Annotated in this window: 20 protein-coding genes; 15 read left to right on the top strand and 5 right to left on the bottom strand. The window is 60.7% G+C overall.

What is annotated here, in order from left to right; all coding sequences use genetic code 11:
• Nucleotides 1-1,630 (top strand): translocation/assembly module TamB domain-containing protein (locus GR183_RS20225; protein ID WP_202396217.1); only part of this gene is annotated, 1,630 nt, incomplete at its 5' end.
• 327 nt (nt 1,631-1,957) lie between these two features.
• A complete protein-coding gene (locus GR183_RS20230) occupies nt 1,958-4,489 on the top strand; it encodes an arylsulfatase (RefSeq protein ID WP_160777500.1) in 2,532 nt (843 codons plus the stop codon).
• Between the two features lie 176 nt (nt 4,490-4,665).
• Here GR183_RS20230 and GR183_RS22305 read toward each other — a convergent pair whose 3' ends face one another.
• Nucleotides 4,666-5,424, bottom strand: coding sequence for an FKBP-type peptidyl-prolyl cis-trans isomerase (locus GR183_RS22305; RefSeq protein WP_160777501.1), 759 nt, complete (start codon nt 5,422-5,424; stop codon nt 4,666-4,668).
• Between the two features lie 393 nt (nt 5,425-5,817).
• Here GR183_RS22305 and GR183_RS20240 point away from each other — a divergent pair, with 393 nt between their 5' ends.
• The 8 genes from GR183_RS20240 to GR183_RS20275 all read left to right on the top strand — a co-directional run bounded on the left by GR183_RS20240 (nt 5,818) and on the right by GR183_RS20275 (nt 14,330).
• Nucleotides 5,818-7,434, top strand: coding sequence for a L,D-transpeptidase scaffold domain-containing protein (locus GR183_RS20240; RefSeq protein WP_160777502.1), 1,617 nt, complete (start codon nt 5,818-5,820; stop codon nt 7,432-7,434).
• 146 nt (nt 7,435-7,580) lie between these two features.
• Nucleotides 7,581-8,159 carry a YceI family protein gene (locus GR183_RS20245; protein ID WP_160777503.1) on the top strand — a complete coding sequence of 193 codons (579 nt, stop codon included), beginning with the start codon at nt 7,581-7,583 and terminating at the stop codon, nt 8,157-8,159.
• A 79-nt stretch (nt 8,160-8,238) separates the two neighbouring features.
• Nucleotides 8,239-8,823, top strand: a complete 585-nt coding sequence (locus GR183_RS20250) for a cytochrome b (RefSeq protein WP_160777504.1) — start codon at nt 8,239-8,241, stop codon at nt 8,821-8,823.
• A gap of 51 nt (nt 8,824-8,874) precedes the next feature.
• Entirely contained in the window at nt 8,875-9,441 is a 567-nt protein-coding gene (locus GR183_RS20255; protein WP_160777505.1) for a YceI family protein, read from the top strand.
• Nucleotides 9,442-9,582: 141 nt separating this feature from the next.
• Nucleotides 9,583-11,217 carry a fumarate hydratase gene (locus tag GR183_RS20260; protein WP_160777506.1) on the top strand — a complete coding sequence of 545 codons (1,635 nt, stop codon included), beginning with the start codon at nt 9,583-9,585 and terminating at the stop codon, nt 11,215-11,217.
• Nucleotides 11,218-11,538: 321 nt separating this feature from the next.
• Complete coding sequence (locus tag GR183_RS20265) at nt 11,539-12,132, top strand: L,D-transpeptidase (RefSeq protein ID WP_160777507.1); 594 nt, start codon at nt 11,539-11,541, stop codon at nt 12,130-12,132.
• 512 nt (nt 12,133-12,644) lie between these two features.
• Nucleotides 12,645-13,058: a cytochrome c gene (locus GR183_RS20270; protein ID WP_160777508.1), complete on the top strand. Its 414-nt coding sequence runs from the start codon at nt 12,645-12,647 to the stop codon at nt 13,056-13,058.
• Between the two features lie 15 nt (nt 13,059-13,073).
• Nucleotides 13,074-14,330, top strand: coding sequence for a M24 family metallopeptidase (locus GR183_RS20275; protein ID WP_160777509.1), 1,257 nt, complete (start codon nt 13,074-13,076; stop codon nt 14,328-14,330).
• Between the two features lie 4 nt (nt 14,331-14,334).
• Here the strand turns inward: GR183_RS20275 and GR183_RS20280 are convergent, their stop codons facing one another.
• Nucleotides 14,335-14,703 carry a gamma-butyrobetaine hydroxylase family protein gene (locus tag GR183_RS20280; protein ID WP_160777510.1) on the bottom strand — a complete coding sequence of 123 codons (369 nt, stop codon included), beginning with the start codon at nt 14,701-14,703 and terminating at the stop codon, nt 14,335-14,337.
• Between the two features lie 217 nt (nt 14,704-14,920).
• Between GR183_RS20280 and moaA the strand changes: the two genes are divergently transcribed.
• The 4 genes from moaA to GR183_RS20300 all read left to right on the top strand — a co-directional run bounded on the left by moaA (nt 14,921) and on the right by GR183_RS20300 (nt 17,983).
• Nucleotides 14,921-15,943, top strand: coding sequence for a GTP 3',8-cyclase MoaA (gene moaA, locus GR183_RS20285; RefSeq protein ID WP_160777703.1), 1,023 nt, complete (start codon nt 14,921-14,923; stop codon nt 15,941-15,943).
• A gap of 6 nt (nt 15,944-15,949) precedes the next feature.
• Nucleotides 15,950-16,276, top strand: coding sequence for a hypothetical protein (locus GR183_RS20290; RefSeq protein ID WP_160777511.1), 327 nt, complete (start codon nt 15,950-15,952; stop codon nt 16,274-16,276).
• A gap of 77 nt (nt 16,277-16,353) precedes the next feature.
• On the top strand, nt 16,354-17,517 hold the full coding sequence (locus GR183_RS20295) for an iron-containing alcohol dehydrogenase (protein ID WP_376765787.1): 1,164 nt from the start codon (nt 16,354-16,356) through the stop codon (nt 17,515-17,517).
• A 10-nt stretch (nt 17,518-17,527) separates the two neighbouring features.
• The gene (locus GR183_RS20300; protein ID WP_160777513.1) at nt 17,528-17,983 is read left to right on the top strand and encodes an acyl-CoA thioesterase; all 456 of its coding nucleotides are present in this window, start codon (nt 17,528-17,530) and stop codon (nt 17,981-17,983) included.
• Between the two features lie 66 nt (nt 17,984-18,049).
• Here the strand turns inward: GR183_RS20300 and smpB are convergent, their stop codons facing one another.
• Together smpB and dapA are read right to left on the bottom strand one after the other, a co-directional pair.
• Nucleotides 18,050-18,529: an SsrA-binding protein SmpB gene (gene smpB, locus GR183_RS20305; RefSeq protein ID WP_160777514.1), complete on the bottom strand. Its 480-nt coding sequence runs from the start codon at nt 18,527-18,529 to the stop codon at nt 18,050-18,052.
• A 73-nt stretch (nt 18,530-18,602) separates the two neighbouring features.
• Complete coding sequence (gene dapA, locus GR183_RS20310) at nt 18,603-19,481, bottom strand: 4-hydroxy-tetrahydrodipicolinate synthase (protein WP_160777515.1); 879 nt, start codon at nt 19,479-19,481, stop codon at nt 18,603-18,605.
• A gap of 228 nt (nt 19,482-19,709) precedes the next feature.
• On the opposite strand from dapA, the gene GR183_RS20315 reads away from it, so the two are divergent.
• A complete protein-coding gene (locus tag GR183_RS20315) occupies nt 19,710-20,579 on the top strand; it encodes an alpha/beta fold hydrolase (RefSeq protein WP_160777516.1) in 870 nt (289 codons plus the stop codon).
• A 70-nt stretch (nt 20,580-20,649) separates the two neighbouring features.
• Here the strand turns inward: GR183_RS20315 and GR183_RS20320 are convergent, their stop codons facing one another.
• Entirely contained in the window at nt 20,650-21,933 is a 1,284-nt protein-coding gene (locus GR183_RS20320; RefSeq protein WP_160777517.1) for a porin, read from the bottom strand.
• Nucleotides 21,934-22,105 lie beyond the last annotated feature (172 nt).

The following is a 22,105-nucleotide window of genomic DNA, read 5'->3' on the forward strand; positions in this document are numbered from 1 at the left end:
AGGCGAAACGATCGACATCGCCGCGAAAATCAACAAGGTGCCGCTCTCCCTCGCAAACGCATTCTCGTCCGGCCTCGGCCTTGGCGGCACGGCTTCAGGCAATGCCACCGTGAAGGGTAGCGGCTCGGCACCGGATGCGAAATGGACGGTGGACATCGCGGGCCTGACCGCGGCGGCAATGAGCGACAACGGCATTCCGGCGCTGACCGTCAAGTCGACCGGCACGATGAAAGGCCAGACGATAGACCAGCGCACGGTGGTGACCGGCGCGCCCGGACTGGAAGTTACGGCAAACGGGCAGGCATCCCTCGCTTCGCCCGTCTCCCTCAACATGAAGGTCGGTGGCAATATACCGCTGGAGCTTGCGCGCAGGAAGCTGACCCTTGCCGGCCTTTCCGGCAAAGGCGGTGCACGCATCGATGCGACCGTCGAAGGCCCGGTCACGGGAATACGCTATTCAGGAACGGTGACGCCGCAGGAACTCCAGATCACCGAGTTGGGTTCCGGAATGACGCTCAGGAATTTTGCCGGAACCGTCACGATTTCCAACGATGGCGTGCGTATCGAGAACGTTTCCGCGGAACTTGGAACCGGCGGCAATCTGACCGCCAACGGCAGCGTGGGCCTGACGGGCGGCTTTCCGGCCGATATCAACGTGGCGCTGCGCGAAGGACGGTACATGGACGGCAGCACCATATCGGCGAAACTGAGTGCCGAACTGGCGCTCAAGGGCCCGTTGGCGGACCCTGCCCGGGGGGCCACGCTTTCAGGCCAGGTCGACATCGAGCGCGCCGACATCAATATTCCCGACCAGCTTCCGGCGGCGATCAACCCGGTTGCGGTGAAACACAAAAACGCACCGGCAGCGGTGCGCGCGCAAAGCGAAGCGCTCGCGCAAGGCCAGGGCGACGGGAGCGGCGGCTCCAGTCAGCCGATCGCGCTGGATGTGACCGTCAACGCGCCGAACCAGATATTCGTTCGCGGACGCGGGCTGGACGCGGAGCTTGGCGGGACGTTGAAGCTCGCCGGCACAACCAGCAATCCGCAAGCCATCGGCGGCTTTTCGCTGATCCGTGGGCGAATGAGCCTGCTGACGCGCCAGATCACTTTCGAAAAGGGCATCATCACCTTCACCGGCTCGCTGATGCCACGCCTCGACTTCGCGGCCACGACGAGCACGAGCAACGCCAATATTACGATTTCGGTGACGGGCGAAGCCGAATCCCCGACTGTGGCGCTGACCTCCTCGCCCGAACTGCCGCAGGACGAGATCCTGGCCCGGCTCCTGTTCGACCAAAGCGTGTCGGACCTCTCGCCGACGCAAATCGCCCAGCTTGCCGCATCCGTCGCGGTTCTTACCGGCGGCGGCGGCGAAGGTCCACTCGGCCAACTCAGGAAATCGCTCGGCCTCGATGCCATCGATATCGTCAACGACGGCGACAAGGGACCGGCGCTTGCCGTCGGCAAATACATCAATGACAACATCTATCTCGGCGTGAAACAGGGCACTGGGGACGGGTCGAGCCGGGTGACGGTCGACATCGACGTCTCAAAGAACATCAAGCTTCGCGGCGAAGTGGGCGCCGACGGAGAAACCAAGGCCGGTGTCTTCTTCGAGAAGGAATATTAGGGGGCCGAGAGAAGCGCGCGAGGCGACGACGGGAGTGGGCGAGCGCCATGCAAAACCCCTCACCGGGATATTTTAAACAGGCAGCGATGGCCAAAACATCAGATAGCCTTGCCGAAAATTCCGGACGTCCATTTGACTTTCTGCTTCTCCCGCTCTGAAATTGACTCGCGTCAAAAGACGTTCACTGATTATCCTTACGTTAGATTCACAGATTTCGTTGTTTTTGCCGGAGCGTATACCCCGATACGAGGGGGGGTAACTAAACCATAGGAATTCTCTCGAATATCAATACGCATCGTGCGGCTGGTATCTGGATGGGAGGTATTCATGGAATATCGGTCATACCTGCAGCTGGCAAAGGCTGTCCTTTCCGTTTCGATCCTTTGCGCGCTTCCCCTTGCATCCGCCGGAAACGCCGCCGACAAAATCATCGGCACGCCGGGTTCGCCTTCCGCGAAAAGAGTGCTGGAGGGCGACCAGCTTCCCCCGCCCGCTCTGCCCTTCGGAGGCGAGATCGCGAATGACGCGCTCCAGTCCAAACCCTGGTGGCCGCCCGCGGTGGTGCCCCCCGAGGAAGCGCCCAATGTGCTGCTGATCATCACCGACGATTCCGGTTGGGGCATTCCCAGCACCTTCGGCGGCGTCATCCCGCATCCTACGATGGACGCACTCGCCGCTGACGGGATCAGGTTCACTGCCATCCATTCCACGTCGCTCTGCTCACCGACGCGCGCAGCCCTCATTACCGGGCGCAACCATCACAACGTGGGCTTCGGCGTGATCTCGGAGCAGTCGACGGGCTTTCCCGGCTACGACAGCATCATCGGCGAGGACAAGGCCACGATCGGCCGGATCCTGCTCGACAATGGCTACAACACCTCATGGTTCGGCAAGGACCATAACACGCCCGCGTTCCAGGCAAGCCAGTCCGGGCCGTTCGATCAATGGCCGACGGGCATGGGCTTTGAGTATTTCTACGGCTTCGTCGGCGGCGACGCCAACCAGTGGGAGCCCAACCTCTTCCGCAACACGACCCAGATCTATCCCTTCCGAGGGAAAGAAGGGACATGGAACCTGATGACGGCGATGGCGGACGACGCGATCGACTGGATCACGCGAATGCACCAGATCGACCCGTCGAAGCCCTTCTTCGTCAAGTTCGCGCCTGGCGCCACGCATGCGCCGCACCACCCGACCAAGGAATGGGTCGACAAGATAAGCGCGATGCATCTGTTCGACGACGGCTGGAACAAGCTGCAGGAGACCATCTTCGAAAACCAGAAGAAGATGGGCTACTTCCCGGAAGATGCGAAGATCACACCCTGGCCCACCGAGTATATAAAGGATTGGGATCAGCTCAACGACGCAGAGAAGAAGCTCTTCATCAGGCAGGTTGACGTTTTCGCCGCCTACTCGGCCTATATGGACGATGAGATCGGCCGCGTGGTTCAGGCGCTGAAGGACATCGGCGAATACGACAACACCCTGATCATCTATATCAACGGCGACAACGGAACGAGCGCCGAAGGGGGGCTTCTCGGCACTCCCAACGAAGTCGCTTATTTCAACGGGATCAACGCGATCCCCGTCGAGACACAGATGAAGTGGTACGACGTCTGGGGCACCCAGGAAACCTACAACCACATGGCCGTCGGCTGGACCTGGGCTTTCGACACGCCATATCCGTGGATGAAGCAGATTGCCTCCCAACTTGGTGGCATCCGGCAGAACATGACCGTCACATGGCCGGCGAAGATCTCCGACAAGGGCGGCAAGCGCGACCAGTTCCTCCACGTCATCGACGTCGTCCCGACGATCCTCGAGGTTGCCGGTATCACACCGCCGCGGAGCGTCGACGGGATCACCCAGGCGCCGATGGACGGCAAGAGCTTCGCCTATCTCTTCGACAAGGAGAATGCCGACGCTCCGCCGCCGCGCGACACCCAGTATTTCGAGATGTTCGGGCAGTGGGGGCTATGGCATGACGACTGGTTCCTCGCCACCAAGGTCAACCGCACTCCGTGGGATGCTTTCGGCCCCGGCAATCCCGACCCGCTGAACAACCAGGTGTTCGAACTCTACGATCTCAAGAACGACCCGACGCAGACCACGGACATCGCCGCCGATCACCCCGACATGGTGGAGGACCTTAGGCAGACATTCATCCGGGAGGCCACGAAATACCAGGTATTCCCGCTCGATGCCTCGGTCGGCCCCCGGGTCGCGGCACCACGACCGAACATTACGGCGGGACGGGACGAATTCGTCTACACGCGGCCGATGACCGGGCTCCCGCAAGGCGACTCGCCAGGCATTCTCAACAGCTCCTATACGATCACCGCCGAGATTGAAGTGCCCGAAGGCGGTGCCGAGGGCATGATCCTGACCTCAGGCGGCCGCTTTGCCGGCTACGGGTTCTACCTGCTCGAAGGCAAGCCCGTGTTCCTGTGGAACATGGTCGACCTCGAACGCATCAAATGGGAAGGCAAGGACGCGCTCAAACCCGGCAAGCATACGGTCGAGTTCGACTTCACCTATGACGGGATCGGCGCCGGCACGCTGGCCTTCAACAACATGAGCGGGGTCGGCAGATCCGGCACGGGCACACTGAAGGTCGATGGCGAGGTGGTCGATACCAGGAAGATGGAGAGGACCATTCCGATCATCCTGCAATGGGACGAAAGCTTCGATATCGGCTCCGACACGCTGACGGGCGTGAACGATGCGGACTACAAACCGCCCTTCCCGCTGACCGCCAAGCTCGACAAGCTGACGATCAAAATCGACCGGCCGCAATTGTCGCCGGAGGACATCAAGAAGCTCGAGGCGGCGATGCGCGACAAAAAGGCAAGCGAATAAGGAACCGCTCTTATTGGAAGCCTTTTCGAAGCGACCTTGAGAGAGACAGTCGAAGGTGCCCTGCACTACTTGATGGCGGCCTTCCCCGTGGGGTGTCGCCATCAAGGAGGATGCGGCCGCTGAGCGGCGGCGGTTGCGCAGTCAGGCGCCAACGCCCGAAGCGCGGAATGGGCCGATCAGCAAAGCCAGCATTTTTCCGGTGTTTCGGCGTCCACGACGGGGTTGCCCTCGCCGATCCAGCTCGCGATGCCCGACGAAACATGGCTGATTTTGGAATAGCCCAGACGTTCCGACAAAAGCCTGGAGACGACGAGCGAACGCACGCCCTGCTGGCAGATCAGCACGACATCGTCGTCCTTGCCGGCAACTGCGGAAAGGTCCTCCAGGAAATCAGGATTGACCTGGCCCTTGTCGTCGAAAAACGTAATGAGGCGGCTTCCTTCCACCACCCCCGTCGAGCGCCATTCGTCCGGCCGGCGGATGTCGATGACGGTCGCACCACCTTCCAGCTTTTCCCTGAGCGCTGAATTGTCGAGCGAGGAAAACTTCGGCGCCTTGACGTCCAGAAGCTCGATCTCGAAGCGTAGCGTCGCATCGGGCGGGATGACCCCGCCGGCGCCGCGGCTGCCGTATCCAAGCTCCGGCGGAATGATGAGCTCCCGCTTGCCGCCGACGCGCATGCCGATCACACCCTGCTCCCAACCGCGGATGACGCGGCCGGTGCCGGGCGTGAACTCGAACGGCTGGCCCCTGTCGAGGCTTGAATCGAACTTCGTGCCATCCTCCAGCCAGCCGGTGTAATGAACGGTCACCGTCCTGCCGACGGCGGCTTCCTCCCCCGTTCCCTTGACGATGTCGCGGATCTGCAATTCCTGGGCAGCCGCCGGAAAGGCCACGGCGACGGCGAGCGCGAATGCGGCGATTATCTTGAACATGGCTTCCTCGGTCAGGGAAATGTGCGACGTGAGATGGAAACTAGTTCGGCCTTCCGATCAAGGCAAAAAAACCTGCAGGGGAAGCGAACACATTCGCTTCATCGCCATCTACCGCTTAATGCCGGCGACCTTTCGCGCCACGCGAATCGAGGTCGGCTCTTAGAAAGAGGTGCGTATTTCTATGCAACTCTATCAATGGTTGCATTCCATTGCGGAAAGCGAAATAATACTGGAAAATTTCAATCGTATGACACGGACTCAAGAAATCCCTTCCCCGCAAGGACAGAATAAGTTCTAATCACTGCGCTACTGCCGTTAATGCAGTTAACGCTTCCGCGACTGTCACTGGAGATTATTTGAGTGACTGACTTTGGGAGAAAAATAATATTCGGATTGATTGTATCTTTTTTTGTCATCGCTGCTTTTTTCGTACCTTCCGCGAGCGCCGCATTTGCCCCATCGACCACGCGCACCACGGAAGTGATCGGCGAAATACGCCGCCAACTGAACGACGAAGAAAGCCTGCCCCTGCCGGTGCGCGCCCGGCTCGACGATCTCTCAGCCTTTTACGACGAACGCGACAGCGCGCCGCTGTGGATAGGCACGAACAATATTCCCGTTCTGCTGGCGCGCATGGAGCGATCCGCCTTCGACGGGCTGTCGAGCGACAACTATCCGCTTTCCTTCCTGCGCGAAATCAGCAGCAACGCCACCGAGGCGGGCGAGGCGGATCTGGCGCGGGTCGAACTCTGGTTTTCGGCGCATTTCCTCCGCTTCGCGGAAGACATCAAGGTCGGTCGGGTCGTGCCGCGCATGGTCTATCCATCCGCCTATATGCCGCGAAAATCGATCAACGGCGCGAATGTGCTGAACGCGGTCATGCAGCTCGGCGACCTTGCGAGCTTCTTCAGGGCCTGGGAACCCTATAACCCGACCTATCGGCAACTGCGCCGCCATCTCGCGCTTTACCGGGAGATCGAGCTGGAAGGCGGTTTCGAGGCGATGGCGCCGGGCCCGGACCTGAACATCGGCGACAGCGGCCCACGCGTTGACGCATTGCGGCGGCGGCTTGAAGTGGAAGGACTTCTCGACCCTTTACCGGCAGGCACGCAATTCGACGCTCCGCTCGCCGATGCCCTGCGCAAGGCGCAGAAACGCTACGGCGTCCCTCTAACCGGGCGCCTGGACCAGCAAACGACGATCGCCTTCAACATTCCCGCCGAGCGCCGGGTGGAACAGATCGAGCTTGCGATGGAGCGACAACGCTGGCTGCCGGAACTGGTGCAAGGCCTTACGCTTCTGGTCGACAAGCAGCAGAACATACTGCAATTGATCGATAACGGCCGCGTCCGCAAAACGATTTCCGCCTACCCCAACTGCCCTGACCGCAATGCCGTGATCACCGCCGGCAGCCTGACGCAAGCGACGATAAATCCGGCATGGCACGTCCCGACCGACTATATCGTCGGCGAACTGCTCGATGAACTGAGGACGGATCCCGCCGCACTTGCCGGGCGCGGATATTCCCTGCGCCTCGACAATGCGCCGGCCCCGCTTTCGGCCTTTCCATGGGCGGCATTCTCCAAACGGGAAATCAAGGCTCGGGGCGAGAGCTTCGATATCCGCCTGGCGCCGGTTGCGCAAAACCCCCTCGGCCGCTTCAGGGTAAGCTTTGCGAAAGCGGCAAACCTCTTCTTCTTCGACATTCCCGAAGCACCCGATGCGCGCGACTACTGCAACCCGTATCTGCCGGGCTCCGGCTTCGGCATCGTCGACGGACTGGAGTTCGTGCAAGACCTGGTCGATCCGCGCGTCATGCCGGTGAACGATTTCGAGGACATCGTCAAGCGGGGCGAAACCATCACCTTCAAACCGCGCGACGATGCGATAGTCGTCGTGCTCTATCAGTCCGCCTGGATCACCGAAGATGGAGATATCCGCTTCGGCCATGACCTTCACGGCGAGGACAGGCGCCTGCGCGAGGCGCTTCTGGGACGCACCGTGGGTTGAACCGCGCAGCACGGCGCGGCGCGATCGTTCGCCCCGCTTGAACGGTCCGTCAAATTGAACCTTCCATCGAAGTGACCACTTGTTAGCGCGAAGCGCCCCTCAAGGGCGTTCCGTCCAGACAAACGCCCTTTGATGGAGTGACAAACATGAAGCGTTTCGCCGCCGCGGCCCTTGCCGCAAGCCTTATCGCCGCCCAGGCCGCGGCAGAGCCGGTCGCCTACACCTTCGACATGTCGCATTCCGCGATCAGCTTTACCTTCGACCACCTCGGCTTTTCAACGACCGAAGGCCGCTTCGGCGACTGGACGGGCGATCTCGTCATCGATCAGGAAGATCCGGCGAATTCCAAGGTCGACGTGAAGGTGGATGTTGCGAGCATCAACACCTTCTTCTCCGATCGCGACACGCACCTGAAGAGTGGAGACTTCTTCGAGGTGGAAAAGCACCCCGCGGCACGGTTTATCTCCACAAGCGTGGAAAAGACCGGCGAAAACACGCTGGCCGTGACGGGCGACCTCACCATCAAGGGCATCACCAAGCCGCTCGTGCTCGACGTCACGATCAACAAGATCGGCGATCATCCCGTGCGCAAGCAACCCGCCGTCGGCTTAACCGCCACGGGCGTCATCAAACGCACCGACTACGGAATGGACGCATTCGTCCCCTATGTGAGCGACGAAATCCCCGTCACGATCAACGCCGAAGTCCTGAAGGTCCAGGACTGACGAGGCGCATCACCCGCCCGGGGCGGAGATCCACTCCGCCCTTCCCCAGCACTCTGCTTTCAGCCGAAGGAGACCGCCCATGCTGCGCAATACCACTGGCGGATACGGCGCTGTCGCCATCGCATTTCACTGGACCATGGCGGTTCTGCTCCTCGTGCTTGTCGGCCTCGGCCTCTACATGACAGGGCTTGAGCAGAACGACCCCTCGCTCTTCCCGCTCTACCAGTTGCACAAGTCGCTCGGTCTTGCCGCGCTCGCTCTGGCGGTGCTTCGGCTAGGGTGGCGCACGGTCAACCCTTCGCCACGCCTGCCGCAAACCATGCCGCGCCTTGAAAAAGCCGCCGCCCACCTCGGCCATGCGGGCCTTTACGCGCTGATGCTCGCCATTCCGCTGTCGGGCTGGCTGATGGTCTCCGCATCGCCCTGGGGCATTCCTACGGTCTTCTTCAACCTCTTCAACGTCCCGCATCTGCCCGTACCGGACGCGCTGGGCGAAAAAGCCGCCGCTGAGGCTCTCTTGAAAGAGGTGCATGAGGTGCTCGGCTGGTTCCTGATCGTGCTTGTCGGGCTGCATGCCGCAGCCGCTCTAAAGCATCATTTCATTTCACGCGATACGGTCTTGCGGCGCATGACAAGCCTCAAACCGGTTGCAGAAACTCGCTGATTTCCGGCTGCCGAAGCAAGCAAGCCGAAGTGTGGAGACAAGGTTTCGGACATGAATACACCCAGATCTCTCGCAACTGCCTTCGCCGCCGCAAGCCTGCTGGCCCTCGCCGTTGCAACAGCCGCAACCGCCGCCGAATGGACCGTGAACCAGGAAAAGAGCACGCTCGGCTTCACCGCAACACAAGGCGGATCCGAAGTTATCGGCACTTTCGAAAGCTGGACGGCGGAAATCGACTTCGACCCGGCAGCGCCGGGAAGCGCGAAAATTCGAACCGTGATCGACCTGGCCTCGGTCGTTACCGGCGAACCGCAAGTTGACGGGCAGATCACCGGCGAAGCCTGGTTCAACACCGGCGAGCACCCGCAGGCGGTGTTCGAAGCGGCAAGCGCGCGCCAGCGCGAGGACGGCGTCTATGAAGCGGAGGGTTCGCTCACGATCAATGGCGTATCGCTGCCCATAACCGTACCCTTCACGCTGGAAATCGACGGCGACACCGCCAGCGCGAAAGGCGAAATGGAAATCCTGCGCGACAAGTGGTCCGTGGGAGAGGGATTTCCCGAATCCACCGTCGGTACGGCCGTGAAGGTCAGCTTCGAGGTTACCGCGCAGAAATGAGGAACGGGCGATCAGCCGAAAGCGCTATGTGCGATCCCTTGGCGTTCTCCTTCCCGATGGCGTAAAAGGCGGTCAAATCGTTTCCGCCGGATTGCGGCAGGTTCACCTCCTCCGCGATCCCGCCACTCGGGAGACCATCACATGTCCGCACAGACCCCGCCCGCCTACAAGCACACATCACTCTTTCCGATGAGCGCCGACGAGACGCCCTATCGGAAAATCACATCCGATTTCGTTTCCACTGAAACGTTTCGGGGCGAGGAAATGCTTGTCGTGGAGCCTGAAGGACTGCGCCTTCTCGCGGAAGAGGCCTTCGCGGACATCAACCACTTTCTGCGTGCCGGCCACCTGGAACAACTGAGGGCGATCCTCGACGATCCCGAGGCGACCGAAAACGACAAGTTCGTGGCCTACGATCTGCTCAAGAACGCGAACATCGCCTCGCACGGCGTGCTGCCCATGTGCCAGGACACGGGCACGGCGATCATCATGGGCAAGAAGGGACGCCGCGTGTGGACCGGCGGCGGTGACGAAGAGGCGCTGGGCGAAGGCGCGCGCGACGCCTACTTCAAGAAAAACCTGCGCTATTCGCAGCTCGCGCCGCTTTCCATGTTCGAGGAGAAGAACACGGCCAACAACATGCCGGCGCAGATCGAGCTCTATGCCGAAGGCGACGATGCCTACAAGTTCCTGTTCATGGCCAAGGGCGGCGGCTCGGCCAACAAGACCTTCCTCTACCAGGGCACGCCCTCGCTGCTGACGCCGGAGCGGCTGGTGGAATTCCTGAAGGAGAAAATCCTGACGCTCGGCACCGCGGCCTGCCCGCCCTATCACCTCGCCATCGTGATCGGGGGCACCAGCGCGGAAATGAACCTGAAGGCCGTGAAGCTTGCCTCCGCGCGTTATCTCGACGGCCTGCCGGGCGAAGGCTCCGAACTCGGCCATGCCTTTCGCGACCACGAGATGGAAAAGCAGATCCACAAGCTGACGCAGGCAACCGGCGTCGGCGCCCAGTTCGGCGGAAAATACTTCTGCCACGATGTACGCGTGATCCGCTTGCCGCGCCATGGCGCCTCGCTGCCGATCGGCATCGGCGTCTCCTGTTCCGCCGACCGCCAGGCGCTCGGCAAGATCACGAAGGACGGCATCTTCCTGGAAGCGCTGGAACGCGAACCGGTGAAATACATGCCGGAAATCGAGGAAGGTTCGCTTTCCGATCACGTGGTGAAGATCGATCTTACCCGCCCGATGCCGGAGATCCTGGGCGAACTGACCAAACATCCGATCAAGACGCGACTTTCGCTGAGCGGCCCGCTGATCGTCGCGCGCGATCTGGCCCACTCCAAGCTGCGCGAACGCCTTGAAAGCGGAGAACCCCTGCCCGACTATTTCAAGAACCATCCGATCTACTACGCAGGCCCGGCAAAGACGCCGGAAGGCTATGCCTCCGGCTCCTTCGGCCCGACGACCGCAGGGCGCATGGACGCCTATGTCGACCAGTTCCAGGCCGCCGGAGGCTCCATGGTGATGCTTGCCAAGGGCAACCGCTCGCCCCAAGTGCGCCGCGCCTGCCAGGCGCACGGCGGCTTCTACCTCGGCTCCATCGGCGGCCCCGCCGCGCGCCTTGCCCAGGACTGCATCAAGAAGGTGGAGGTCGTGGAGTACGAGGAACTGGGCATGGAAGCCGTCTGGCGCATCGAGGTGGAAGATTTTCCGGCCTTCATCGTCATCGACGACAAGGGCAACGACTTCTTCAAGGAACTCAATCTGGGGTAGATGCGTTCCGTAATTGGTTTCAAAGCGGAAAGGCGGCGTGACTGCGCCGCCATTTCTGCCAGGTCAGGAAACAACCGCCGGTTATTTGTTCCAAAACTTCCGAAACCTGGATCTTGATCACTAAAGTGTGATCGTCATCACAATCCTGACGACTGAACCGCTTAAGATGGACTTGCGAAAAGTGCCTATACGTTAACATGATTGTAAGCGGAGGGCATGAATATCGGTCGAGCGCTTTGATGTCGAATATGTCGTACGTTTGCGCTGCGATTGTGCCGCGAAGGTCGCGCGGCGACCAAATTTGAGAGAGGTTTTGAGGGGATGCGGAAGCTTCTTGGGATTATCGCGGCAATTGCCGTGGCGTTTTCGGCAGCCGAGGCGATGGCGCAGGCCGGCGGCCAGTTTTTCGATGCGGCGTCGAAGAAATGGGTTTCATACGGTCCATTGCGAGGCGGCAAGTCTCCGATCCCGCGCCAGACGGTCGGATATGACGGCCCCTACGGACCTGGCACCATAATCGTCGATACCGGCGAACGCAGGCTCTACCACGTGCAGCCCGGCGGCAAGGCCATGAAATACGGCGTTGGCGTGGGCCGGGAAGGCTTCCAGTGGGCAGGTACGCATCGCGTCACCCGCAAGGCGGAATGGCCGGGCTGGACGCCGCCGGCACAAATGCGCGCCCGAGCCCGGGCCAAGGGCCAGACGCTGCCTGCTTACATGGAAGGCGGACCGAACAACCCGCTTGGCGCCCGCGCGCTCTACATCGGCTCGACGCTCTATCGCATCCACGGCTCCAACGAACCATGGACGATTGGTACGGCGGTATCTTCCGGGTGCATTCGCATGGCGAACGAGGATATCATCCATCTCTACAATAACGTCGGCGTCGGCACGAGGGTCGTCGTCCGCCGTTAAGAGAACCCACCCCCGCGAACATTTGTCCGAGGCCGGCCTTGCGCCGGCCTTTTCAATGCGATTGCCTGAAGAGATTGCAAGATCGCGATTTACATTTGCCGTCAGAAGGTTTGCCTTCCATAGGAATCCGTTCAAGCTGGCGCCCCAAAGCAAATCCCGCCAAATCTGAATCGGATTTGGCGGGATTTGCTCTGGATATTGTTTCTGGAGCGATTTCTAATCACGAAAGCGCTCTAGGGTCTGGACCCATAAAATTGATGCAAATGGCACCTGAAACGGCAAAGAAGTGCAAGGAGAAGGGCGCGGAGCGGGTCGGGCACCCGGTCAAGCCCTTCGACGCGGCAGATCGAAGCCGTTTCGGTGTCTCGAAGATATGGCCGATTTGGCCGGCTACTTTGTCGCAAGATCTTGAAAACCGGCCTGGTTTCCTGCGCTCTTGCTCCTCGTATCCAACCAAATCGGCTCATACCATTTCCGTCAATTTTATGGGTCCAGACCCTAGGGAGGACGCCTTGCAAACGGAACACCGGATACCCTCAATCGCGGCGGCGGCCGCCGCCGCTGGAGTGGTTCTTCTGTTTTCGACGGCCGACGCGGCGGCCGCGCAGGACGGGCTTGCGGAAAAGGGCCGGCAGATCTCCGAAGTCCACTGCTCGCGATGCCATGTCGTCGATCCCGACAACAGGATGGCCGGCATCTCTTCCACGCCTTCCTTCATGATCCTGATCAAGGCGCTGGACGATTGGCGCGACCGCTTCGCGACCTTCCACGCAAGATTGCCGCATCCGGCGCACGTGCGCTTCGAGGGAGACGGACCAAGGCCGATCGACCTTCCGGCCACGACCAAGGAAGTTGTCCTGAAGGTTGAAGATATCGAAGCGATCGTCGCCTATGCCGAAGCTCTGGCGAACGACATGAAGGAATGAAGGACATCGGCATAGATGGTTACACTGGATTGGCATGCCGAAAGATCGGACCTGAGCGATCTTGCGCTTCTCGACCGGGAGCCGGAAGCGGGCGAAATCGACCTTGTCGCGGTGCGCAGCTACAGGCAGCAGCGTGTGCGCGAGGAAATGCGCAAACGAGATATCGCCGCGCTCATCCTGACGGACGCGGTCAACATCCGCTACGCGACCGGCACGCGCAACATGCAGATATTCACCTCACGCAATGCGCCGTCCCGATATCTGCTTCTAACCGAAAACCACTCCATCCTCTTCGAATTCACCGGCTGCATGCATCTGGCGGAAGGCTTCGAGACACTGACGGAGGTACGCCCTTCGCTGACCGCAAGCTATGTGGCGGCGGGCGAAAGGATCGCCGAACGTGAACGCGCCTGGGCGAGGCATATCGCCGATGCCATCCGCGAGACCGCGGGCGATGGCGTGACTGTCGGCCTCGAACGGGTGAATGCGGGGGCGGCGATCGCACTTGCCGGGCTCGGGTTTCACATCGTCGATGCGCAGGCTCCTGTGGAGCGCGCAAGGTCCATCAAGTCGGCGGAAGAGATGAAATGCGTGAACGCGAGCCTTCGGGCCACGGAAGTGGGCGTTGCCAGGATGCGCGAGGCGATCCGGCCCGGCATGAGCGAGAACGCGCTCTGGTCCGTCCTGCACAAGACGGTCATAGAGCTTGGCGGCGACTACTGCGAAACGCGGCTTCTCAATTCCGGCGAGCGCACAAACCCGTGGTTCCAGGAATCGGGCGACCGCATCATCCAGGGAAACGACCTTATCGCGCTCGATACCGATGTGGTCGGCTGCTACGGCTATTACTCCGATTTTTCGCGCACGTTTCATGCAGGTCCGAACACCCCCGGCGACCATCAGCGCGAGCTTTACAAGGTCGCCTTCGAGCAGGTGCACCACAATATGGACATCCTGAAACCCGGCATGAGCTTTCGCGATTATGCCGACAGGGCATGGGATATCCCAGATAAATACTTCGCCAACCGATATTACCTCTCGGCCCACGGCTGCGGCATGACGGGCGAATACCCGTACCTCTATCACCGCGCGGACTTTCCGGATGCCGGCTACGATGGCGTCATCGAACCGGGGATGACGCTCTGTGTGGAAAGCTACATCGGCGAGGAAGGCGGGCGCGAAGGCGTGAAGCTTGAACAGCAGGTGCTTGTGAACGAAACCGGCATCGAACTCCTGAGCAACTTCCCCTTCGAGGAGGACCTGTTGAAATAACGTCTCACCTGTCGCGGCTGAGGCCTTTATCCTCAAGCTCCTTCAGGTATCCGCCCCAAAGCGCCTCGCGCTCTTCGGCAAGCTTGATGAAATAATCCCAAGAATAAATGCCGGAGTTGTGAAGGTCGTCGAAATGCAGCTTCACGGCGTAATTGCCAACCGGCTCCACCTGCATGATGGCGACCTCGCGCTTGCCGGGCACTGTCTTGCGTTGGGAAGGCGAATGCCCCTGCACTTCGGCGGATGGCGAGCAGACACGCAGATATTCGGCTGAATATTCATGGGCTTGCCCGTCATCGAAGGTGATGGTCAGCACCTTGCGGTCCTTCTTCAGCCGGAGTTCGGTCGGCCAGGGTTTCTTGTTGTCGCTCACGGGATTCGCCTCCTCATCTCGTTAGAGGAGACGATAGGCATTCGCCCGCGTCTGACAAGCGCCGCCATGTGCATATCCATCCCGCACGATCATGAATTGACCTATGCGCTCAAGACGCTAACCTTCCAGACAAGACAACAATCTGTTCGGCGCGGCGTCGACCCATGCCGCCCCACCGGAGGACTGCATGGCCAACGGCCCCGAGAACGAAATAAACATGAAGGGCGGCGACACGGCGGAAACGGCACCGATGATCGACCCCTTCGGCAGGCATGTGAGCTACCTGCGCGTCTCCGTGACCGACCGCTGCGACTTCCGCTGCGTATATTGCATGGCGGAGGACATGACGTTCCTGCCGAAGCGCGAGGTCCTGAGCCTGGAAGAACTCGACCGACTGTGCACCGCCTTCATCGACAAGGGCGTGCGCAAGCTGCGCCTGACCGGCGGCGAGCCGCTGGTGCGCAAGAACATCATGAGCCTCGTGCGCAACCTTTCCCGCCATATCGAAAGCGGCAAGCTCGACGAACTGACCGTTACGACGAACGGTTCGCAGCTCGCCCGCTATGCCAAAGAGCTTTACGACTGCGGCGTCAGGCGCGTGAACGTCTCGCTCGACACGATCGACGCCGACCGCTTCAAGGCGATCACCCGCTGGGGTGACCTCGGCAAGGTCATGGACGGCATTCGCGCCGCGACCGAAGCCGGCCTCAGGGTGAAGATCAACATGGTCGCCCTCAAGGGCGTCAACGAGCATGAGATCATCCCCATGCTGCGCTGGTGCCACGAGCACGGCTACGACCTGACGCTGATCGAGACGATGCCGCTCGGCGAAATCGACGGCGACCGTACGGACCAGTATCTGCCGCTTTCGCTGGTGCGTGCGCGCATCGGCGAGGAATTCACGCTTGAAGACATCCCCTACAAGACCGGCGGGCCGGCGCGCTACGTCGAGGTGAAGGAAACGGGCGGGAAACTCGGCTTCATCACGCCGATGACGCATAACTTCTGCGAAAGCTGCAACCGTGTTCGCGTTACCTGCACGGGCATGCTGTACATGTGCCTCGGCCAGGACGACAGCGCGGACCTGCGCGCGCCCCTGCGCGCTTCGGAGGGCAACGAACTGCTTTACGAGGCCATCGACGAGGCGATCGGGCGCAAACCGAAGGGGCACGACTTCATCATCGACCGGCGCACGAAGCAGCCCGCCGTCACCCGTCACATGAGCGTCACGGGAGGGTAATCCGCGATGCATGCGCACTCCCGTCTGGACGGCTGGCCGGCAAGAGTGGGTGCGCTGGCTCTTGCCGTGCTCGTTCTCATGCTCATGGCGTGGATCGGCCGCAACGACCTGCCGGGCCTTTCGTTTGCGAACGTGAATCTGGGCCTTGCCGGTGGGCTTCAGAACGAGGCTGTGCCGGCGAACGCCAACCCGGAATTGGCCACATGCCTTGAACAACGCCTGACGGTGGTGGAGAAGATGCGCAGCGACGGCGTCGTCTCCGATGCGCAGTACGAGACCTTCCGCAACCGCGCGATCGCCTTTTGCGAGGCCGAACACCCACCCGGCGGCTAACCGCTTCTTCCGCCTCGACATTCGTCGGCCGTTCGGGCACCCTGCCGGAAAAACCGGAACAGGAGGCTGCTCGCGTGATCGCTCCCTTCACATTCAACACGACCGCGGGGCTCGCATTCGGAGCAGGCACGGCCGCAAGGATCGCCGATCATGCGGGCTTGCTTGGCGAACGCGTGCTTCTCGTGACCGACAAGGGACTGGTCGCAGCAGGCCTCGTCGAGCCGGTGGTCCAGAACCTCAAGTCGGCGGGCATTGCGGTTGAGATATTCGACGATGTGGCGGCCGACCCCGCACGCTCGATCGTTATGGCCGCTGCCGAGCGCGCAAGCGAAATGAAGGCAACCGGCGTCATCGGGCTCGGCGGCGGCTCGTCGCTGGACGTCGCCAAGATCGCGGCGCTTCTTTCAGGCAGCGGCGAAAACCTGGACGACGCCTGGGGCGTAGGCAACGCGAAAGGGCCGCGCCTGCCGCTCGTCCTTATTCCCACGACCGCGGGCACGGGCTCGGAAGTGACGCCGATCTCCATCGTGACCGTCGAGGAGGATGAAAAACGCGGCGTCGTTTCGCCCGTTATCCTGCCGGATGTAGCCATCCTCGACCCGGAACTGACGCTCGGCCTCCCCGCTCACGTGACCGCCGCAACCGGCGTGGACGCCATGGTGCATGCGATCGAGGCCTATACCTCGAAATCCGCCAACAACAATCCGCTTTCGCGCGCGCTGGCGATCGAGGCGCTGACGCTACTTTCCGCCAATATCGAGCGTGCGGTAGAGCAAGGCGACGACATCGACGCCCGATCCGGCATGCTGCTCGGCTCCATGCTGGCAGGGCAGGCGTTCGCAAACTCGCCGGTCGCCGCCGTCCACGCACTTGCATATCCGATCGGTGGGCGCTTCCACGTGCCTCACGGGCTTTCGAACGCCCTTGTGCTGCCGCATGTCCTGCGCTTCAACGCGCCTGCCGCCGGCGGGGCTTATGCGGAACTCGCGCCGCATGTCTTCCCCTCGCTCGGACTTGGACCGGCGACCGCCACGCAGGACATCACGGCGCAATTCATCGAGGAAATCGCCGATCTCAACAAGCGTTTGGGCTTGCAAACAAAGCTTCGCGAGGTCGGCATTACGGAAAACGACCTGCCGCGAATGGCAAGCGATGCGATGAAGCAGACGCGCCTTCTCGTCAACAACCCGCGCGAGGTGAGCGAACAGGACGCTTTCGACATCTACCGGGCCGCATATTAGGAGCGCGTTGATGGGCGAAAGGGCAGCACCATTCCAGCGCGCGGAATTCTCCCTCTTCCGGCGCATTCCGACCCGGTGGATGGACGTCGACATCTACGGCCACGTCAACAACGTGAACTACCTGAGTTTCTTCGACACCGCCGTAAACGGATGGCTGATCGAGGAAGGCGTGCTGTCACCGGCAACATCGCAAACGGTTTTCCTGGTCGTCGAGACCGCCTGCCAGTATTTCGCGGAGGTGAATTTTCCCGACACGGTCGACGCCGGTATTCGCGTCGCGCGCCTGGGGCGCTCTTCAGTTGCCTATGACATCGGACTTTTCCGCAATGACGAGACTAGCGCCTGCGCGCAAGGCCGTTTCGTTCACGTGCAGGTAGACGCGAAAAGCCGCCGTCCGGTGGAAATTACCGGTCGTCGCCGCGAACTGCTTGAAATAATTCGTATTTTTGAAGTTGATGAAGGCTGAAATTCAGCGGCCTGCAATCGGCCCGCATGCCGGAAGCCAACAGAAAACCGACAGGTTATCCACAGGTTAACCGTGACTTTTCAACAGGCGCGCCTTGTCGCGCTCCCACTCGCGGCGCTTTTGTGTTTCGCGCTTGTCGTGGATCTTCTTGCCGCGCGCCAGAGCAAGCTCAAGCTTGGCCGTTCCCTTTTCGTTGAAATAGACCTTCAAGGGCACGAGCGTCTTGCCCTCCTTCTGCACGGCACCGGCAAGCTTGCCGATTTCGCGCTTGTGCATAAGGAGTTTGCGCGGGCGGCGCGTTTCGTGATTGAAGCGGTTCGCCTGCAGATATTCCGGAATATAGGCGTTGTAGAGCCATAGCTCTCCGCCTTTTTCCGCGGCATATGATTCCGCGATGTTCGAACGGCCCTGGCGAAGCGACTTCACCTCCGTTCCCTGAAGCTCGATACCGGCTTCAAAGGTCTGCTCGATCTCGTAATTGAAACGGGCCTTGCGATTTTCCGCGACGATCTTGCGTCCGGGATCGCTTCCACGCTTGGAACTCATAACCAACTTCCAAAAACTGCGTCCGACGCGGGTTTGGCGCGCCGGACGGGCAGTCGTTTGCTGTTTTGCGCCTTCAGTTCAAAAGACCCGCGTGCTGCATGGCGGAGCGGATCGCGCCTTGCGTCTTTTCCGACACGGGCACGAGCGGCAAGCGCAGCTCGTTCTCCCCCTTGCCGATCAGCGAGAGCGCATATTTCACGCCCGTCGGGTTCGGCTCGATGAAGAGCGCATCGTGAAGCGGTGCGAGACGGTCCTGAATCGAGAGCGCCTTGGCGAAATCGCCGGCAAGGCACGCTTCCTGAAACTCAGAACACAGCGCCGGCGCGACATTGGCCGTGACCGAGATGCACCCCGTGCCGCCATGCGCATTGAAGCCGAGCGCGGTGATATCCTCACCGGAAAGCTGCACGAAATCCGGCCCGCAGGCCGCGCGCTGCTGGGTGACACGAGCCATGTTGGCCGTCGCATCCTTCACGCCCTTTACATTGCGGGTCGTCTTGAAGAGCTCCGCCATCGTTTCAGGCAGCATGTCGATCACCGAGCGGCCCGGGATGTTGTAGATGTAGATCGGAATCCCGACCGCGGCGTCGATTGCCTTGAAATGCGCGATCAGGCCGGCCTGGTTCGGCTTGTTGTAATAAGGGGTGACAACAAGGATACCATTCGCACCGACCTTTTCCGCATGGCGGGCGAAATCGATGGCTTCCTCGGTATTGTTGGACCCGGCACCCGCCATGATCGGCACGCGGCCCGAAGCCGCCTCTATGCAAAGCTCGATGACGCGCTTGTGCTCATCATGGCTCAGGGTCGGGCTTTCGCCGGTCGTGCCGACCGGGACAAGCCCGTGCGAGCCCGATTTTATCTGCCAGTCCACGAAATCCTGGAAACCTTTCTCGTCCACTGCCCCGTCCCTGAACGGCGTGACGAGTGCGGGCATCGATCCCTTGAACATCTGGGTTTTCCTCTTGGATTTGCAGGATTGTCCGTAACCGGCATTACGGGATCGGCACAATAGTCGGCGAAGCAACCGGGAGCAACAAGGATGGGCGCATTTTCCGCGCGCTTGCGAAAGAAACGCTGCAGCTTTGGCAAAACGACACCGTCTGCCCGCAACGGATGGATCGCCCCGCCTGCTTCCCTCCTTTATCCTGACCGCAATGACACCGGGAGATGACGACAAATGGCGACCGACGAACAGCAAGGCTGGACCCTTCGCGAATGGCAGGGCAAGGACGGCCTGAAGCTGAGAGCGCGCGACTGGACAGCGACGAGGGAACAGCAAACCGTCCTCTGCCTTGCGGGATTGAGCCGCAATTCACGCGACTTCGACAGGTTGGCGGCCTTTCTGAACGCTCATGGCCTCCGGGTAATCGCCATGGACTACCGAGGACGCGGGAGATCCGACCATGACCCGCAACAAGATTACGAGCTTGCATCGGAAAGCGAGGATATCCGGCTCGGCCTGGATGCGCTCGGCATCGACAACTTCTCGATCGTCGGCACATCGCGCGGTGGCATACACGCGATGGTGCTTGCCGCCACGCTGGCGGAGCGCGTCGAAGGTGTCGTTCTCAACGACATCGGGCCGAAGGTCGAATACCAGGGCCTTGCCCGCATCGCCGGTATCGTAGGCAGGAACATGCAAGAGCCTTCCTGGGAGGCTGCGGCAGCGCGCTTGAAACAAGCTTACGAAAGCAGCTTCACCAGCATGAGCGACGATGACTGGCGGGCATTCGCAAGCCAGCTTTACCGGGAAGCCGACGACGGCGTGAGGCTGGATTACGATCCCGCACTTGCAGTGGCGCTTGAAGACCTGACGCCCGATACGGTTCCGGATTTATGGCCGCTTTTCAATTCCTTACCTGAAATTCCTCTACTTATGATTCAGGGTGAGAACTCGGATATTCTGACCCGAAGAACAGTGGAGGAAGCACGCAGGGCGCGGCCCGGAATGAAAACGCTGACCGTTACCGGCGAAGGACATGCGCCATTGCTCTGGGACACGGCCACCCAGCACGAAATCCTGTCATTTCTCAAGCAGCGAGCATGAGCTCGGACATGACAAGAAAAAAGCCCGGCGGTTTCCCGCCGGGCCTTGATCAAATCCTGCAAGGATATGATTAGAACGTGCGCTGCACGCGGATGACCGCCGAGATCTGGTCCTTGTCGCCAGCACCAGAGCTGTAATCCTGGTTGGAATACTCAAGTTCCGCACCGATATCGAGACCGGCGACCGGATGCCAGACCAGGTTACCCTGAACGTTCCATTCGGAAAGATCCGGGATCACGAAACCGTGGTCGTAGTCGAGATAGCTGGCCGACAGCGAGGTCGAGAACTCCGGCACCCAGTAGTGGGTGAAGCCGGCGCCGATCGCCCAGGCCTTGGTCGTCTTGAGATCGCTCGTGAACGGATTCACAACCGCATCGTAGTAGATGCCGTTGCCGGCGGCAGCGTAGTTGGCAGCACCGTCCGAGTACGAGCCCTGGAACGAGAAGCTGTCGCCCGGAGCAAGCATCGGCAGGTTGATGGTCACGCCTGCGCCGATGGCCCAGCCGAGCTCGTCATCCACACCGTAACCAACGATCTGGTTGTCGGTGTAGACCTGATGCAGGGCACCCATGATCTGGGCGGAACCCCAGCCCTGGTCGACGCGAAGGTTCGCGACGAAGTCAGGCATGCGGTGACCGCCGTAACCGTTGGAGACATTCAAACCGACGACCGTACTGTTGGCCGTCACGAACGTAAGCGAGCTGTTCGGATAAATGGCGTTACCCGAACCGATAGCCGTCGTCGAAAGCGCAGCAATGCCAGCCCGGCGGTCGGTTCCATCTTCCACGGACGCCGAAACCGAGAAGCCGTTGCCAAAGGCGAAGGTGTAACCGAAGAGGTTCACCGAGCCGTTATCGGCAAAGCCCTGGTTCTGGATCGCTCCCCAGGCATCGCCCGTGTAGAAGTCGTAGAAGGACGCCGCGCGACCAGCCGTCAGTCCGCCGAACTGGATGAACGCCTTGTCGATGGTCGTCGCATCCGGACCCGGTGAGGTGTTGGTCCAGTACATTTCCAGGTAGGTACGAAGCAAGCCGTACTCGGTATTGGTGCGCGAATCGAACCGTGCGTAGCCACGAGCGCGGAATGCGGTGCTGACGTCCGCGTCCTGGTCCCATGCGCTCAGATTGTGGTTGCCGGAATCGCCGAAGTCATTGATGCGGAGTTCCGTACGGATACGGCCGCCGATGCGCAGGCAGGTTTCGGTGCCCGGAATGTAGAAGAAGCCGGTGCCGAAAGCGTCGCAGATGCGGACGTAATCGACGGGCTCCGGAGCCACCGGAAGATCGGCAGCCTGAGCACCAGTTGCAGCGAGAGCAGCTGCGGAAGCACCAAGCAGAATGCTCTTAATTTTCATGTCCTGACCTCACATAATCGCAGAAGCGCATCAGTTGATTCCGCAGAGTTATTTTCTACCTACTCGCTGCTCACCGAGGCTTCAATTCGATATTTTTCGCTTCACGGCTTTCATTCCCGAAAGTGACGCAAATGCCACATATGTGATCAGGACAAATACATACAGATTTATT

Source organism: Stappia sediminis (assembly GCF_009826895.1).
Lineage (GTDB): Bacteria > Pseudomonadota > Alphaproteobacteria > Rhizobiales > Stappiaceae > Hongsoonwoonella > Hongsoonwoonella sediminis.